Source organism: Streptomyces sp. NPDC060000, assembly GCF_042737375.1.
Lineage (GTDB): Bacteria > Actinomycetota > Actinomycetes > Streptomycetales > Streptomycetaceae > Streptomyces.
In genome coordinates this window covers 24,853-38,994 of sequence record NZ_JBHWUU010000061.1, presented here as the reverse complement: position 1 = coordinate 38,994, position 14,142 = coordinate 24,853, and the positions used below count along the sequence as shown (strand labels likewise).

Here is a 14,142-nt window from a genome sequence, read left to right as displayed (position 1 = left end):
ACGAGTGCGCGTCCCCTTTGGAGAACACCATGAGCAAGCGGAACAGCGCGCAGGCGAAGACGGCGGCCCGGGAGCGGCTGCGCATCGAGCGTGAGCGCGAGGCCAAGCGGTCCAAGGTCAGGCGGCAGATCATCGTCGCCTGCTCGGTCGTCGGCGTGCTCGCCCTGGCCGGCGGCATAGGTTACGCCGTCGTCCAGGCGAACAAGCCGAGCTACTGGGAAGAGGCCAAGGACGCCAAGGTCATCGCCCCCGCCAACACGTCGGGCACGAACGGCACGGTGGTCACTCTCGGCAAGAGCACGGCCAAGAAGGTCCTCAAGATGTACGAGGACCCACGCTGCCCGGTCTGCGCCTCGTTCGAGCAGGCCGTCGGTCCCACGGTCAAGACGGACTTCGACGCCGGCAAGTTCAAGATCCAGTACATCGGCGGCACGTTCCTGGACGGCGACCAGCTCAAGGACGGCACGATCGGGTCACGCGGCGAAGGCTCCAAGAACGCGATGAGCGCCATGGGCGCGGCTCTGAACGTGAGCGGGGAGGCCTTCCTGGAGTACAAGACGGCGCTCTACTCCGCGAAGTGGCACCCGGACGAGTCGGAAGACAAGTTCAAGAGCGACAGCTACCTCATCGAGGTCGCCGATACGGTCCCTGCCCTGAAGGGCAACGCGAAGTTCCGGAGCGCCGTCAAGAGCGGCACCTACGACGCGTGGGCGCTAGCCATGTCGAAGACGTTCGACACAAATAAGGACGACGTCAGCGGCACCCCGACCCTGGTCATGGACGGCAAGAAGCTCACCGACTCCGGCGGCCAGAACGCCCCGATGACGGTCGCCGACTTCACCACGGCGATCACGGCGGCCCTCAAGGGGTAGGCGACCGTCACATGCCCGCAGGATCAAGCCACTTCCCCGTGTGCTGCCGATTTTGAGTTGCACTTCGCCCCAACCTCGAAATAGCGTCACATCAGACCCGAACACGCATGCGAATGTTCGGGTCTGATGTGACACCGAAAGACAACTGCAGAAATCGGGGAGGACTCCAAGTTGACCGCCTGGAGCATGACCATCAAACGCGTGCTCACCGGAGCAGCTGTCGCCACGGCCGCCGTGGCGATGAGCGCCGCTCCCGCCTCCGCAGGAACCAATCTTCACCTGAAGTCGTACAGCGAAAGCTGTGGAGCCCTCGGCTGCACGACCGTGGAGCACGCCGACGGCTACTTCTACCACGACGGTGATCACTGGAAGGTCTGCGACAACTACGCAGATGGACACCGAGCCGTCCTGGAAGTCCAGTGGGGCGACGCGGGAGGCAGCCACGTGCTGCGGATTCAGGACACCAACGGCTCGGGTAACTCCTGCGCCGTAGGCAACAAGAATCTGACAGAAGGCCAGAAGGTGACCGTGATCACCTGGCATCAAGACGGCGCGGACGGCTCCCCCAAGAACCTCGTGCGAGGGTCTGCCACGGCCTGATTCCCGGCCAGCCCCCACTCCTACTCGGCCGCTCCACAGCCGGGCGGAGAGCACCAGGCATGAAGAGCGGGCGAACTTTTGACAGTTCGCCCGCTCTTTGCCGTACTGGTCAGTAATCTGATCGCCCGTGACCAGTCGATACAGATCCTCCGAGAGCGCCGACACCCCGTCAGAGCGCCCCAACTCGCTGTCGCCGCGCCGCCGTACGGCGCTCAAGGCCGTGGCCGCCACCGCGGTGCTGGCCGGCCCGCTCGCCGCCGCGCTGCCGGCCCGTGCCGCCGAGGCCCCCGTCTTCCTGCACGGCCTCGCCTCCGGCGACCCGCTGCCCGACGGCGTCCTGCTGTGGACCCGGGTGACGCCCACCCCCGAGGCGATACCCGGCTCCGGACTCGGTCCGGCCACGGAGGTGAGCTGGGTCGTCGCCACGGACAAGGCACTGACGAACGTGGTCGCCAAGGGCTCCACCACCGCGTCCGCCGCGACCGACCACACCGTCAAGGCCGACATCCGCGGTCTCGCGCCCGCCACCGACTACTGGTTCCGCTTCTCGGCCGACGGCACGGACTCCCCGGTGGCGCGTACCCGCACCGCGCCGGCGGCGGACGCCGCCGTGCCGGGCCTGCGTTTCGGCGTGGTCTCCTGCGCCAACTGGGAGGCCGGCTACTTCTCCTCGTACCGTCACCTCGCCGCCCGTGGCGACCTGGACGCCTGGCTGCACCTCGGCGACTACATCTACGAGTACGGCACCGGCGAATACGGCACGCGCGGGACCGTCGTACGGCAGACGGCGCCCACGCACGAGATCCTCACCCTCGCCGACTACCGGACCCGGCACGGCAAGTACAAGACCGACCCGGACCTCCAGGCCCTGCACGCGAAGGCGCCGGTCGTCGCGATCTGGGACGACCACGAGTTCGCCAACGACACCTGGTCGGGTGGCGCCGAGAACCACACCGAGGGCGCCGAGGGCGCCTGGTCGGCCCGGCAGGCGGCCGCCAAACAGGCCTACTTCGAGTGGATGCCGGTCCGGCCGGCCATCGCCGGCACCACCTACCGCCGGCTGCGCTTCGGCAAGCTCGCCGATCTGTCCCTGCTGGACCTGCGGTCCTTCCGCTCGCAGCAGGTCGCCGTCGGCAACGGCACCGTCGACGACCCGGACCGCACGCTCACCGGCCGCGCCCAGCTCGACTGGCTGAAGGCCGGGCTGAAGGCGTCCGACACCACCTGGCGGCTGGTCGGCAACTCGGTGATGATCTCGCCGTTCGTCATCGGCTCGCTCTCCGCGGACCTGTTCAAACCGCTCGCCAAGCTGCTCGGCCTGCCGCAGGAGGGCCTCGGCCTCAACACCGACCAGTGGGACGGCTACACCGACGACCGCCGGGAACTCCTCGCCCACCTGCGCTCGAACGCCATCCGCAACACCGTGTTCCTGACCGGTGACATCCACATGGCGTGGGCCAACGACGTGCCGGTGGACGCCGGGACCTATCCGCTGTCGGCCTCGGCCGCCACGGAGTTCGTGGTCACCTCGGTGACCTCCGACAACCTCGACGACATCGTGAAGGTCCCGGAGGGCACGCTCACCGCGATCGCCTCCCCGGTCATCCGGGCCGCCAACCGGCACGTCCACTTCGTCGACACCGACCGGCACGGCTACGGCGTCCTGGACATCACCGCCGAACGCGCGCAGATGGACTACTACGTGCTGTCGGACCGCACCAGCACCACCGCGACCTCCGCCTGGTCCCGCTCGTACCGCACACGCAGCGGCACACAGAAGGTGGAGCGGTCCTACGACCCGGTCTAGGTCCGGGTCGGCGCCCTCCTAGAGCGTCTCGAGGAAGCCGAGTGCCACCCGCCAGGTGGCCTCGGCGGCCTCCTCGTCGTAGTCGGGCAGCTCGGGGTCGGTGTACAGGTGCCCGGCTCCCGCGTACCGGTAGACCTCCACGTCGGCGCCCGCTCTGCCCATCTGGAGATACCAGGCGCTCAGCCAGTCGTCGGTCTCGAACTGGTCCGGCTCCGCGACATGCAGCTGCACCGGGAGGTCGTCCACCGAGACGTTCGGCGCGAGGTCCGAGGTGCCGTGCAGGAGGAGCAGGCCACGCGCCCTGGCGTCGCCGAGGGCGAGGGTCTGCGCGATCGACGCGCCGAGTGAGAACCCGGCGTACACCAGCCCGCGCTCCGAGTAGGGCGCGGCGGCCAGAACCGCTCTCTTCAGCAGCTCGTCCTTGCCGATCTCCTCGTTGTGGGCCATGCCCTCCTCGACCGTGTCGAACGTGCGTCCCTCGAAGAGGTCCGGCGTCCACACCTCGTGCCCGGCGGCACGCAGCCGGTCCGCCGCGGCGCGCACCGCGGGCCGCGGGCCGTAGGTCGAGTGAAAGAGCATGATGTTCATGTGCCCATGGTGCCAGCCTGCGCCGACAACGCCGTGAGTGCGCCTCCTCACAGAAACCGCATGTTCAAGGCCCCTCCGACCCGGTTACGTTCGAAGGCATGGAGAACCTGCTCCGCCCCGTGATCGTGGTCGGCGGCTCGGTGGTGCTGACAATCCTCATCGGCTGGGCCACCGACCGCCTGCTGTGCAAGGCCGACCGACGGCACCCCGAGACCCCTATGTGGGGTCTGCTGCGCCGTGGCCGCATCCCCTATCAGCTCGTGCTGTGCGCGGCGATGCTGAGAGGGTCGTACGACGCCGCGCAGTTGACGCGGGACCACCGGGCCGGCCTCGCCCAGGTCCTCACCCTGGTGCTGATCGGCTCTGCGGCCTGGCTGGTGATCAGAATCACGGCGGCGATCGTCGAGACGTCGTACCGCCGATACGCGCGCATGCAGCACGATCCGGCCCGGGTCCGGCGGGTGCGGACCCAGGTGTCGCTGATCATGCGGGTGGTGTCGGCCGTCGTCGGTGTGGTCGCGGCGGCCTCGATGCTGCTGACCTTCCCGCCCATGCGCGCGGCGGGCGCCTCCCTGCTGGCCTCGGCCGGGATCCTCGGCATCGTCGCCGGTGTGGCCGCCCAGTCGACGCTGAGCAACATGTTCGCCGGCTTCCAGATCGCCTTCGGCGACATGGTGCGCATCGGCGACACGGTCGTGGTGGACGGCGAGTGGGGCACGGTCGAGGAGATCACCCTGACGTACCTGACCGTACGGACCTGGGACGAGCGCCGGATCACGATGCCGGTCTCGTACTTCACCTCGAAGCCCTTCGAGAACTGGTCGCGCGGCACCCCGCAGATGACCGGCATCGTCTACTGGCACGTCGACCACCACGCGCCGGTGGAGCTCATGCGCGAGAAGCTGCGCGACATCCTGCGCGAGTGCCCGGCCTGGGACGGCCGCGCCTGCGGGCTCGACGTCACCGACACCACCCCCAACACCATGCAGGTGCGGGCCCTGGTCACGGCGAAGGACGCCGACGACATCTGGACGGTGCGGGTCAGGGTCCGCGAGGAGATGATCCGCTGGCTGTCGAAGGAGCACGCATACGCGCTCCCGAAGGTCAGCACGTCGGACGCGGCACTGCCCCCGGGGCATCTGCCCGGCCAGTCCGCCTCCCCGGACGGCGCGGCCCGCCGCGCCCACGAGACACCGCGGGCGGGCCGCTGACCGTCGGTTCCCGCGCTCCGCACCCCCGTTGACCTGGACGACCTGCGAAGTGACCTGTCCGGCACCCGGGGAGGCCAGCCACTGCATTGTGGTGGCGATGTCCCCGGGTCCCGGCCCGCCCGGTGAAGGTCTCGCCGACGAGCCGCTCGCGCCGCGCCGGCTCGATGGCGTCGCCGAAGAACCCGGTGTCCTCGACATACCCGGGGGCGACGAGGTTCACGGTGACGCCCCGGGGTCCCAGCTCCCGGGCGAGATCACGGGGGTACGGGTGCAACGCGGCCCTGGCGCCGGCGTACGCCCGCTGCCGGACCCCCGGTAGGCGGCGATCGAGCTGACGAACAGCACCCGCCCGCCGGGCGCGGCGAGCCGGTGACAGACGGTTGCCGAAGGCCAGCCCCGCCCGCCTCACTTGAGGCTGCGCACGTCCAGATGGCGCAGTACCCGGTCCACGATCTCCGGATCGGCGTTTGGCTCGCTGCGCGCCGCGACCACCTCGTGCCGGGCCGCGCTGAGCATCTCCCCCTGGATCCGCCGGACCCGCTTCAGCCTCCGCACCCGCTGATCGTGTCCCTCGCGCCGCTCGTCCTCCCCCACGTCCGGACTGATCCGCAGCGCGATGTCGAGTGCCCGCCGCAGCATCTGCTCGGACAGCTCCTCCGACAGGTTCTCCTCGGCCTCGATCTCCCGCAGCCGCTGCTTCGCCGCCTTCGCGGCCCGCACGGCCAGCTCCTTCTCGAACGCCTTCTCTCGGTCGGTGTCCGACTGCACGTCGAGGCGCTTCACCAGCCACGGCAGGGTCAGTCCCTGAAGGACCAGCGTCGCCATGATCACGCCGAACGCGATGAAGATGATCTCGTCCCGGTCGGGGAAGGGCCCCCCGTCGTCGGTCTTCAGCGGCACGGCCAGCGCCAGCGCCACCGAGGCCACCCCGCGCATCCCGGCCCACCACATGACGAGGGTCTCGCGCCAGTTCGTCGGGATGTCCTCGAGGTGGTCCTTCCTGGCGTGCAGCCGTTGCGTCAGCCAGGTCGCCGGCAGCAGCCACAGCAGCCGTACGACGACGACCACGGCCACGATCACCCCCGCCCACCCCAGCATCTCCCCCCACCGCCCGGCCGCCGTGCGGATCGCGTTGTGCAGCTCCAGGCCGATCAGCCCGAACGCGACGCCGGTGACCAGGGTGTCGATGATGTCCCAGAAGGTGTGACCGGCCAGCCGGGTCAGCACGTCGTCGGGGTCGGTGGCGTACTCGGCGAGGAACAGCGCGGTGGTCAGGACGGCCAGCACCCCGGACCCGTGGAACTCCTCCGCCAGCACGTACGAGGCGTACGGCACCAGGAGCGTCAGCCCGATCTGCAACGTCGTGTCCCCGAGGACGTCCAGCAGCCTGTTCGCACCCCAGCCGAGCGCGACGCCCACCGCAACCGCGACCACCGCGGACAGCACCAGGTCGAGGCCGGCCTGCCACGGCGAGAACGACCCGCTCACGGCCGCGGCGATCGCGACGTGGTACAGCACGATGGCCGTCACGTCGTTGAACAGCCCCTCGCCCTCCAGGATGGACACCAGGCGACGGGGCAGCCCGAGTTGTCCGGCCACGGCGGTGGCGGCCACCGGGTCGGGCGGCGCGACCAGCGCGCCCAGCGCGACGGCCGCGGCGATCGGCAGCCCGGGCACGATCGTGTGGGCCACGGCGGCCACGCACACCGTCGTGACGAACACCAGCGCCACGGCCAGCAGGAAGATCGGCCGCACATTCGCCGCGAACTGCCGCCACGAGGTCCGCCGAACCGCCGCGTACAGCAGGGGTGGCAGCAGGAGAGGCAGGATCAGCTCCGGCGGGATCTCCACGTTGGGCACGAAGTCGAGCACCGCGAGGATGATCCCGAGCAAGGTCATGAGCACCGGCGCGGGCAGCCCGAACCGGTCCCCGACCGGGACACTCACCACGGCCCCGAGCAGCAGGACGAACAAAAGGGCCAACTGGTCCACGGTCAGCACTCCGGGTCTAGACGATCAAGAACATCCGGACCCCCAGCGTCGCACGCCCACCATCCGCTACAGCGAACGCCGCATGGACCGGTGCGGAATGCCCGCCTCCAGGTCCTCCGGCCCATAGGCCGTGTACCCCAGCCGTTCGTAGAATCCCAGCGCCTGCGTCTGCGCGTGCAGGTCCACGGCGGCCAGCCCCCGCGCGCGTGCCGCCTCCTCGACGGCCCGCACCAGTGCGACCCCGACGCCCAGCCCGCGCGCCTCGCGGGTCACGGCGAGCCGCCCCAGCGAGCCCACCGACAGGTCGCCGCCGGTCCTGACCGCGGCCGCCTCGCCGTACAGCAGCCGCCCGGTGCCGAGCGGCAGTCCGTCCTCCCGGACCGCCAGCACATGCACGGCGTCGGCGTCGTGCTCGTCGTACTCCAGGTCCTCGGGCACGCCCTGCTCGCCGACGAAGACCTCCTTGCGCACCGAGAAGCACGCCTCGCGGTCGGCGAGGCCCTCGGCGACGCGCACCGCGTACGCGTGCGTGCCGCTCATCCGTAGGTCTCTTCGCGGACCTGATCCAGAGCCTTGGTCAGGTCCTCGGGGTAGTCGCTGGCGAACTCCGCCCACTGCCCGTCCCCGGGGTGCTCGAAGCCCAGCCGCACGGCGTGCAGCCACTGCCGGGTCAGGTGCAGCCGCTTGGACAGCGTCGGGTCGGCGCCGTACGTCAGGTCGCCCACGCAGGGGTGGCGGTGGGCGGCCATGTGCACGCGGATCTGGTGCGTACGGCCCGTCTCCAGCTTCACGTCCAGCAAGGAGGCCGCGCGGAAGGCCTCGATCAGGTCGTAGTGCGTGACGGACGGCTTGCCCTCGGCCGTGACCGCCCACTTGTAGTCGTGCTGCGGGTGCCGGCCGATGGGCGCGTCGATCGTGCCGCTGGTCGGGTCCGGGTGGCCCTGGACGAGCGTGTGGTAGCGCTTGTCGACCGTGCGCTCCTTGAACTGGCGCTTCAGCGACGTGTACGCCCGCTCCGACTTGGCGACCACCATCAGCCCCGAGGTGCCGACGTCGAGACGGTGCACGATGCCCTGGCGTTCGGCGGCACCGGAGGTGGAGATGCGGTAGCCGGCCGCGGCGAGCCCGCCGATGACGGTCGGTCCGCTCCAGCCGGGCGACGGGTGCGCGGCCACGCCGACCGGCTTGACGATGACGACCACGTCCTCGTCGTCATGCACGATCTCCATGCCCTCGACCGGCTCGGCGACGATCTGCACGGGCGCCGGCGCCGGAGGCATCTCGACCTCGAGCCAGGCGCCGCCGATCACCCGCTCGGATTTGCCGACCACCGAGCCGTCGACCGTGACCTTCCCCGCCGCAGCCAGCTCGGCGGCCTTCGTACGGGAGAAGCCGAACATGCGGGAGATGGCGGCGTCTACGCGCTCGCCCTCCAGGCCGTCCGGCACGGGCAGGGTACGGATCTCGGGAATCGTGCTCACCCGTCGAGTATGCCGGACGGCTCCGGTACCGCCGTACGGGCCTGTGGACAACCGCCGGGCGGTCAGTCCTTGTGGACGGTCCCGTCCGGGTCCAGCCCCTTGAAGGAAAGCAGCACGATCAGGATGCCGCCGCAGACGATCGCCGAGTCGGCGAGGTTGAAGACCGCGAAGTGCTTGGGTGCGATGAAGTCCACGACCGCGCCCTCGAAAACGCCCGGCGCGCGGAAGATCCGGTCGGTGAGGTTGCCCAGCGCGCCGCCCAGCAGCAGCCCCAGGGCGATCGCCCAGGGCAGGCTGTAGAGCTTGCGGGCGAGCCGGGCGATCACCACGATCACGGCCGTCGCGATCACCGTGAAGATGATCGTGAAGGCCTCGCCGAAGCCGAAGGCCGCACCCGCGTTGCGGATGGCCTCGAACCTCAGCCAGTCACCGACGATCTCGATCGGCGCGTGATGTTCCAGCCTGGCGACCACGATCATCTTGCTGACCAGGTCGAGTGCGTACGCGAACGTGGCGACGGCGAAGAGCACGGCGATCCGGCGCTTGCCCCTGGGCCGCGCCTCGGTGCTCCCCTGCCCTCCCGGGCCGGACGACTGCTCCGGCTCGGATCCCGCCTGTGGGGTGTCCGGCGTACCGATGACGCGCTCCGCCTCTGCCACGTGAGTCCCTCAACTAGGTACCTGACTGAGGACGAGGGTACGGCACACCCCCCGGCCGCCAGGTGATCAGTACCGGCGCTCCTGCTTCTGCTTGCACTCGACGCACAGCGTGGCCCTCGGGAAGGCCTGCATCCGGGCCTTGCCGATGGCCCGACCGCAGTTCTCGCACAGGCCGTACGTACCGGCGTCCAGCCGCTCCAGGGCGTGCTCGGTCTGGATCAGCATCTCGCGCGCGTTGGCGGCCAGCGCCAGTTCGTGCTCGCGTGTGATGTTCTTCGTCCCGGTGTCCGCCTGGTCGTCGCCGGCGCCGTCGCCGGAGTCCCGCATCAGTCCGGCCAGGGCCGCCTCGGACGAGGCGAGCTCCGCGCGCAGCCGCGCCTGCTCGGACTCGAGCTCCGCGCGGGCCTCCTCGACCTCCTCCGGCGTCCACGGCTCCTCGCCGGGACGCACCGCGAGCTCGCCCGGCTCCACAGCGGCGAGGCGCGCCTTGGGAACGGCGGTCTTCGCCGCTGTGGCCGTACCCGGAGTCTTCTTCGCAACCACAGTCGTGGCTCCCGTCTGCTCCGCGGCCGAGGCCGCGCCCACCTTCTTGGCCGTGCTCTTCCTGCCCGCACTCGTCCCGGTCACGCCTTCGGCGCCGGCGATCTTCTCCTCGTCGACGGTGGCCTGCTTCACGGCCGCCTTCTTCGCGGTCGCCGTCTTCCTGGCGACCGGCTTCTTCGCGACCGCTTTCTTGGCTGCCGCCTTGCTCGAGGCCGCCTGGCTTGTGGCCTCCTTGAAGGTGGCCTCCTTGATGGCGGCGGCCCTTTTCGGCGCGCTCTTCTTCGCCGGGCTCTTCTTCGCGGCGGACGCCTTCCCGGCGGATGCCCTCCCGGCAGGTGCGTCCCTCCCGACCGGCTCAGCCGCCGGCTCAGCCGCCTCCGTCGCCTCCTGCACAGGTCTTCGGGCCACCGCCTCCTCGGCGGCACCCTTCGTGGCCACGTCCGCCGCGGCGGACCGCACCGTCTTCACGACCCCGGCGTCCCTGGCCGCACCGCCGGAGGCATGCGTGGACCTGCCGGACGCCGACTGCTGTACGGCGGTCTTCTTCGCCACCATGGCCGCGGCCCCTTCACATATTGTGATCTTGCACGCGAATCGTGCTGGGACGATAAATCGACTTGGAGTCCGCGGCAACGGGACGCACCGCCCGATTCACCCTCCTCGCGCATGCCACGCGGAAAGCCTGCATCCGTTGTGCCCAGCTCCCCGCCCGGTAATCCGCCGAGCCGGGCCCTCCGGAATCCGAACGCGCGAACCATCCCATACAGCCACCATTCGAGTCATTTCGAACCGACCCGATCCGCGCTCTCCGCGCCCCCGAAAACCGGTCGGCCGCTGTCGTCGTGGACCCGTACACTGGGCGGAGCGAGAAGCATGGATGGGGACGAGTAGCGGCGTACGCGGCCCAGAGCGACCCGGGGACGGTGGGAGCCCGGGGGTGAGCGCGACGTGAAGATCACCCCGGAGCCGCCGGAAGAAAGCCACAGCCGACAGGCGAGGGCCAGTAGAACCGGCATCGCGACCCCAATGAGGGGGCTCGCCGGCGCGCAGAGCGCACCGGAGGGCCAAGGAGGGTGGTACCGCGGGAGCGCGCCGCAGAAGGCGTAGACAGGCAAGAAGGCTCTCGTCCCTCCGACGGAAGGCAGTACGTCCGCCGGAGGAAGCTCGCAGATGACAACGCCGCAGTACCGCCAGGTGCCCGCCCAGGTCGACCTGCCCGCCCTCGAGCACGCGGTGCTCGACTTCTGGCGCGAGCAGAAGATCTTCGCCAAGAGCCTTGAGCAGTCCGAGGGCCGCCCCGAGTGGGTGTTCTACGAGGGCCCGCCCACCGCCAACGGCATGCCCGGCGCCCACCACATCGAGGCCCGCGTCTTCAAGGACGTCTTCCCCCGTTTCCGCACCATGCGCGGCTACCACGTGGCCCGCAAGGCCGGCTGGGACTGCCACGGCCTCCCGGTGGAGCTGGCGGTCGAGAAGGAGCTCGGCTTCTCCGGCAAGCAGGACATCGAGACGTACGGCATCGCCGAGTTCAACGCCAGGTGCCGCGAGTCCGTGACCCGGCACACCGACGCCTTCACCGAGCTGACGACCCGCATGGGCTACTGGGTCGACCTCGACGACGCCTACCGGACCATGGACCCGGAGTACGTCGAGTCGGTCTGGTGGTCGCTGAAGGAGATCTTCAACAAGGGCCTGCTGGTCCAGGACCACCGCGTCGCCCCCTGGTGTCCGCGCTGCGGCACCGGCCTCTCGGACCACGAGCTGGCCCAGGGCTACGAGACGGTCGTCGACCCGTCCGTGTACGTCCGTTTCCCGCTCACCTCCGGTCCGCTCGCCGGCGAAGCCGCCCTTCTCGTCTGGACGACGACCCCCTGGACGCTGGTCTCCAACACGGCCGTGGCCGCGCACCCCGACGTCTCCTACGTCGTCGCGACCGACGGCGAGGAGAAGCTCGTCGTCGCCGAGCCGCTGCTCGCCAAGGCGCTCGGTGAGGACTGGGAGACCACCGGGCAGACCTTCACCGGCGCCGAAATGGAGCGCTGGACCTATCAACGTCCGTTCGAGCTCGTGGAGTTCCCGGAGCCGGCCCATTACGTCGTCAATGCCGAGTACGTCACGACCGAGGACGGTACGGGTCTGGTCCACCAGTCCCCCGCCTTCGGTGAGGACGACCTCAGGGTCTGCCGCGCGTACGGCCTGCCGGTCGTGAACCCGGTCCGCCCCGACGGCACCTTCGAGGAGTCCGTCCCGATGGTCGGCGGCGTCTTCTTCAAGAAGGCCGACGAGAGGCTCACCGAGGACCTCCAGCAGCGCGGCCTCCTCTTCAAGCACATCCCGTACGAGCACAGCTACCCGCACTGCTGGCGCTGCCACACCGCGCTCCTCTACTACGCGCAGCCGTCCTGGTACATCCGCACGACGGCCATCAAGGACCGCCTCCTCCAGGAGAACGAGAAGACCAACTGGTTCCCGGAGACGGTCAAGCACGGCCGTTTCGGCGACTGGCTGAACAACAACATCGACTGGGCGCTGTCCCGCAGCCGCTACTGGGGCACACCGCTGCCGATCTGGCGCTGCGAGGACGACCACCTCACCGTCGTCGGCTCGCGCGCGGAGCTCAGCGAACTCACCGGCACCGACCAGTCCGAGCTGGACCCGCACCGTCCGTTCATCGACGCGGTCACCTTCGCGTGCCCGCACGAGGACTGCGCACGGACCGCCACGCGCGTGCCCGAGGTCATCGACGCCTGGTACGACTCGGGTTCGATGCCGTTCGCGCAGTGGGGCTACCCGTACAAGAACAAGGACCTCTTCGAGTCCCGCTACCCGGCGCAGTTCATCAGCGAGGCCATCGACCAGACCCGCGGCTGGTTCTACACGCTGATGGCCGTCGGCACACTGGTCTTCGACAAGTCGTCGTACGAGAACGTCGTCTGCCTCGGCCACATCCTCGCCGAGGACGGCCGCAAGATGTCCAAGCACCTGGGCAACACCCTGGATCCGATCCCGCTGATGGACCGGCACGGCGCCGACGCCGTCCGCTGGTTCATGGCGGCCGGCGGTTCCCCGTGGGCGGCCCGCCGGGTGGGCCACGGCACCATCCAGGAGGTCGTCCGCAAGACGCTCCTGACGTACTGGAACACGGTCGCCTTCCAGGCTCTGTACGCCCGTACGTCCGACTGGGCGCCGAGCGAGGCCGACCCGGCCCCCGCCGACCGCCCGGTCCTGGACCGCTGGCTGCTCTCCGAACTCCACGCGCTCACCGACCAGGTGACGCAGGCGCTGGAGGCGTACGACACCCAGCGCGCCGGCAAGCTGCTCTCCGCGTTCGTCGACGACCTGTCCAACTGGTACGTGCGCCGCTCCCGTCGCCGCTTCTGGCAGGGCGACAAGGCCGCGCTGCGCACCCTGCACGAGGTCGTCGAGACGGTCACGAAGCTGATGGCCCCGCTGACGCCGTTCATCACCGAGCGGGTCTGGCAGGACCTCGTCGTGCCGGTCACCCCGGGCGCCCCGGACTCCGTCCACCTCGCGGCCTGGCCGGAGGCCGACCTCTCCGCGATCGACCCGGAGCTGTCGAAGCAGATGGTCCTGGTCCGCCGGCTGGTGGAGCTGGGCCGCGCCACGCGCGCGGAGTCGGGCGTCAAGACCCGCCAGCCCCTGAAGCGCGCCCTGATCGCCGCCGGGGGCTTCGACACCCTCGACCGCGAACTGCACGCGCAGATCACGGAGGAGCTGAACGTCGAGTCCCTGGCGTCCCTCTCCGAAGTCGGCGGCAGCCTGGTCGACACGACCGCCAAGGCCAACTTCCGTGCCCTGGGCAAGCGGTTCGGCAAGCGCGTCCAGGACGTGGCCAGGGCCGTCGCGAGCGCCGACGCGGCCGCGCTCTCCCTCGCCCTGCGCGAGGGCACGGCGTCGGTGGAGGTCGACGGCGAGACGATCACCCTGGCCCCCGACGAGGTCATCATCACGGAGACCCCGCGCGAGGGCTGGTCGGTCGCCTCCGACTCCGGCGCGACGGTCGCCCTCGACCTGGAGATCACCGAGGAACTGCGCCGCGCGGGCCTGGCCCGGGACGCGATCCGGCTGATCCAGGAAGCCCGCAAGAACAGCGGCCTCGACGTCGCCGACCGCATCGCGCTCCGCTGGACAGCGACCGATCCGGCGACCGTCGACGCCCTGTCCGGCCACGCCGGCCTCATCGCCGACGAGGTGCTCGGCACGGACTTCGCCCAGGGTGAGGCGGACGACACGTTCGGCGCCCCGTTCACGGACGACGGCCTGACGCTGACGTTCCGCCTGCGCAAGGTGTAGGGCGCGCACGACACAGCCGTGAGGGCCCGGTACCCCCGAGGGGGCGCCGGGCCCTCACGCTTGTCCGGCCGGCCT

At 70.2% G+C, this 14,142-nt stretch carries 11 protein-coding genes and 1 pseudogene; 5 read left to right on the top strand and 7 right to left on the bottom strand.

Features of this window, described 5'->3' with window-relative positions:
- The first annotated feature begins 29 nt into the window (after positions 1 to 29).
- From ACFWBB_RS28710 to ACFWBB_RS28700, 3 genes are all read left to right on the top strand, one after another.
- A complete protein-coding gene (locus ACFWBB_RS28710; protein WP_385278093.1) occupies positions 30 to 872 on the top strand; it encodes a thioredoxin domain-containing protein in 843 nt (280 codons plus the stop codon).
- A 186-nt stretch (positions 873 to 1,058) separates the two neighbouring features.
- The gene (locus tag ACFWBB_RS28705; RefSeq protein WP_385278091.1) at positions 1,059 to 1,472 is read left to right on the top strand and encodes a hypothetical protein; all 414 of its coding nucleotides are present in this window, start codon (positions 1,059 to 1,061) and stop codon (positions 1,470 to 1,472) included.
- A 127-nt stretch (positions 1,473 to 1,599) separates the two neighbouring features.
- Positions 1,600 to 3,279 (top strand): alkaline phosphatase D family protein, encoded by a 1,680-nt coding sequence (locus tag ACFWBB_RS28700; RefSeq protein WP_385278089.1) that lies wholly within the window; start codon positions 1,600 to 1,602, stop codon positions 3,277 to 3,279.
- 18 nt (positions 3,280 to 3,297) lie between these two features.
- Here ACFWBB_RS28700 and ACFWBB_RS28695 read toward each other — a convergent pair whose 3' ends face one another.
- Positions 3,298 to 3,867 (bottom strand): dienelactone hydrolase family protein, encoded by a 570-nt coding sequence (locus ACFWBB_RS28695; protein ID WP_384118671.1) that lies wholly within the window; start codon positions 3,865 to 3,867, stop codon positions 3,298 to 3,300.
- Positions 3,868 to 3,965: 98 nt separating this feature from the next.
- On the opposite strand from ACFWBB_RS28695, the gene ACFWBB_RS28690 reads away from it, so the two are divergent.
- Entirely contained in the window at positions 3,966 to 5,078 is a 1,113-nt protein-coding gene (locus tag ACFWBB_RS28690) for a mechanosensitive ion channel family protein (RefSeq protein ID WP_385278087.1), read from the top strand.
- A gap of 6 nt (positions 5,079 to 5,084) precedes the next feature.
- Here ACFWBB_RS28690 and ACFWBB_RS28685 read toward each other — a convergent pair.
- The 6 genes and pseudogenes from ACFWBB_RS28685 to ACFWBB_RS28660 form a co-directional block, all read right to left on the bottom strand.
- Positions 5,085 to 5,447 (bottom strand): annotated as a pseudogene (locus ACFWBB_RS28685) (SDR family NAD(P)-dependent oxidoreductase); the annotation flags it as partial.
- Positions 5,448 to 5,483: 36 nt separating this feature from the next.
- The gene (locus ACFWBB_RS28680; protein WP_385278085.1) at positions 5,484 to 7,070 is read right to left on the bottom strand and encodes a Na+/H+ antiporter; all 1,587 of its coding nucleotides are present in this window, start codon (positions 7,068 to 7,070) and stop codon (positions 5,484 to 5,486) included.
- Positions 7,071 to 7,136: 66 nt separating this feature from the next.
- The gene (locus ACFWBB_RS28675; protein ID WP_385278083.1) at positions 7,137 to 7,610 is read right to left on the bottom strand and encodes a GNAT family N-acetyltransferase; all 474 of its coding nucleotides are present in this window, start codon (positions 7,608 to 7,610) and stop codon (positions 7,137 to 7,139) included.
- Positions 7,607 to 8,551: an RluA family pseudouridine synthase gene (locus tag ACFWBB_RS28670; protein ID WP_385278080.1), complete on the bottom strand. Its 945-nt coding sequence runs from the start codon at positions 8,549 to 8,551 to the stop codon at positions 7,607 to 7,609. The genes ACFWBB_RS28675 and ACFWBB_RS28670 overlap by 4 nt, the downstream gene beginning before the upstream one ends.
- A 62-nt stretch (positions 8,552 to 8,613) precedes the next feature.
- Positions 8,614 to 9,210, bottom strand: a complete 597-nt coding sequence (gene lspA, locus ACFWBB_RS28665) for a signal peptidase II (RefSeq protein WP_385278078.1) — start codon at positions 9,208 to 9,210, stop codon at positions 8,614 to 8,616.
- Positions 9,211 to 9,276: 66 nt separating this feature from the next.
- Entirely contained in the window at positions 9,277 to 10,308 is a 1,032-nt protein-coding gene (locus ACFWBB_RS28660; protein WP_385278076.1) for a TraR/DksA C4-type zinc finger protein, read from the bottom strand.
- Between the two features lie 615 nt (positions 10,309 to 10,923).
- Here ACFWBB_RS28660 and ileS point away from each other — a divergent pair.
- Positions 10,924 to 14,067 carry an isoleucine--tRNA ligase gene (gene ileS / locus ACFWBB_RS28655; protein WP_385278074.1) on the top strand — a complete coding sequence of 1,048 codons (3,144 nt, stop codon included), beginning with the start codon at positions 10,924 to 10,926 and terminating at the stop codon, positions 14,065 to 14,067.
- Positions 14,068 to 14,142: the final 75 nt, after the last annotated feature.

Bases quoted from the DNA above. Each gene is read 5' to 3' on its own strand.
- ileS (WP_385278074.1), top strand. From the start codon at position 10,924: ATGACAACGCCGCAGTACCGCCAGGTGCCCGCCCAGGTCGACCTGCCC.
- ACFWBB_RS28705 (WP_385278091.1), top strand. From the start codon at position 1,059: ATGACCATCAAACGCGTGCTCACCGGAGCAGCTGTCGCCACGGCCGCC.
- ACFWBB_RS28710 (WP_385278093.1), top strand. From the start codon at position 30: ATGAGCAAGCGGAACAGCGCGCAGGCGAAGACGGCGGCCCGGGAGCGG.
- ACFWBB_RS28695 (WP_384118671.1), bottom strand. From the start codon at position 3,867: ATGAACATCATGCTCTTTCACTCGACCTACGGCCCGCGGCCCGCGGTG.
- ACFWBB_RS28660 (WP_385278076.1), bottom strand. From the start codon at position 10,308: ATGGTGGCGAAGAAGACCGCCGTACAGCAGTCGGCGTCCGGCAGGTCC.
- ACFWBB_RS28675 (WP_385278083.1), bottom strand. From the start codon at position 7,610: ATGAGCGGCACGCACGCGTACGCGGTGCGCGTCGCCGAGGGCCTCGCC.
- ACFWBB_RS28690 (WP_385278087.1), top strand. From the start codon at position 3,966: ATGGAGAACCTGCTCCGCCCCGTGATCGTGGTCGGCGGCTCGGTGGTG.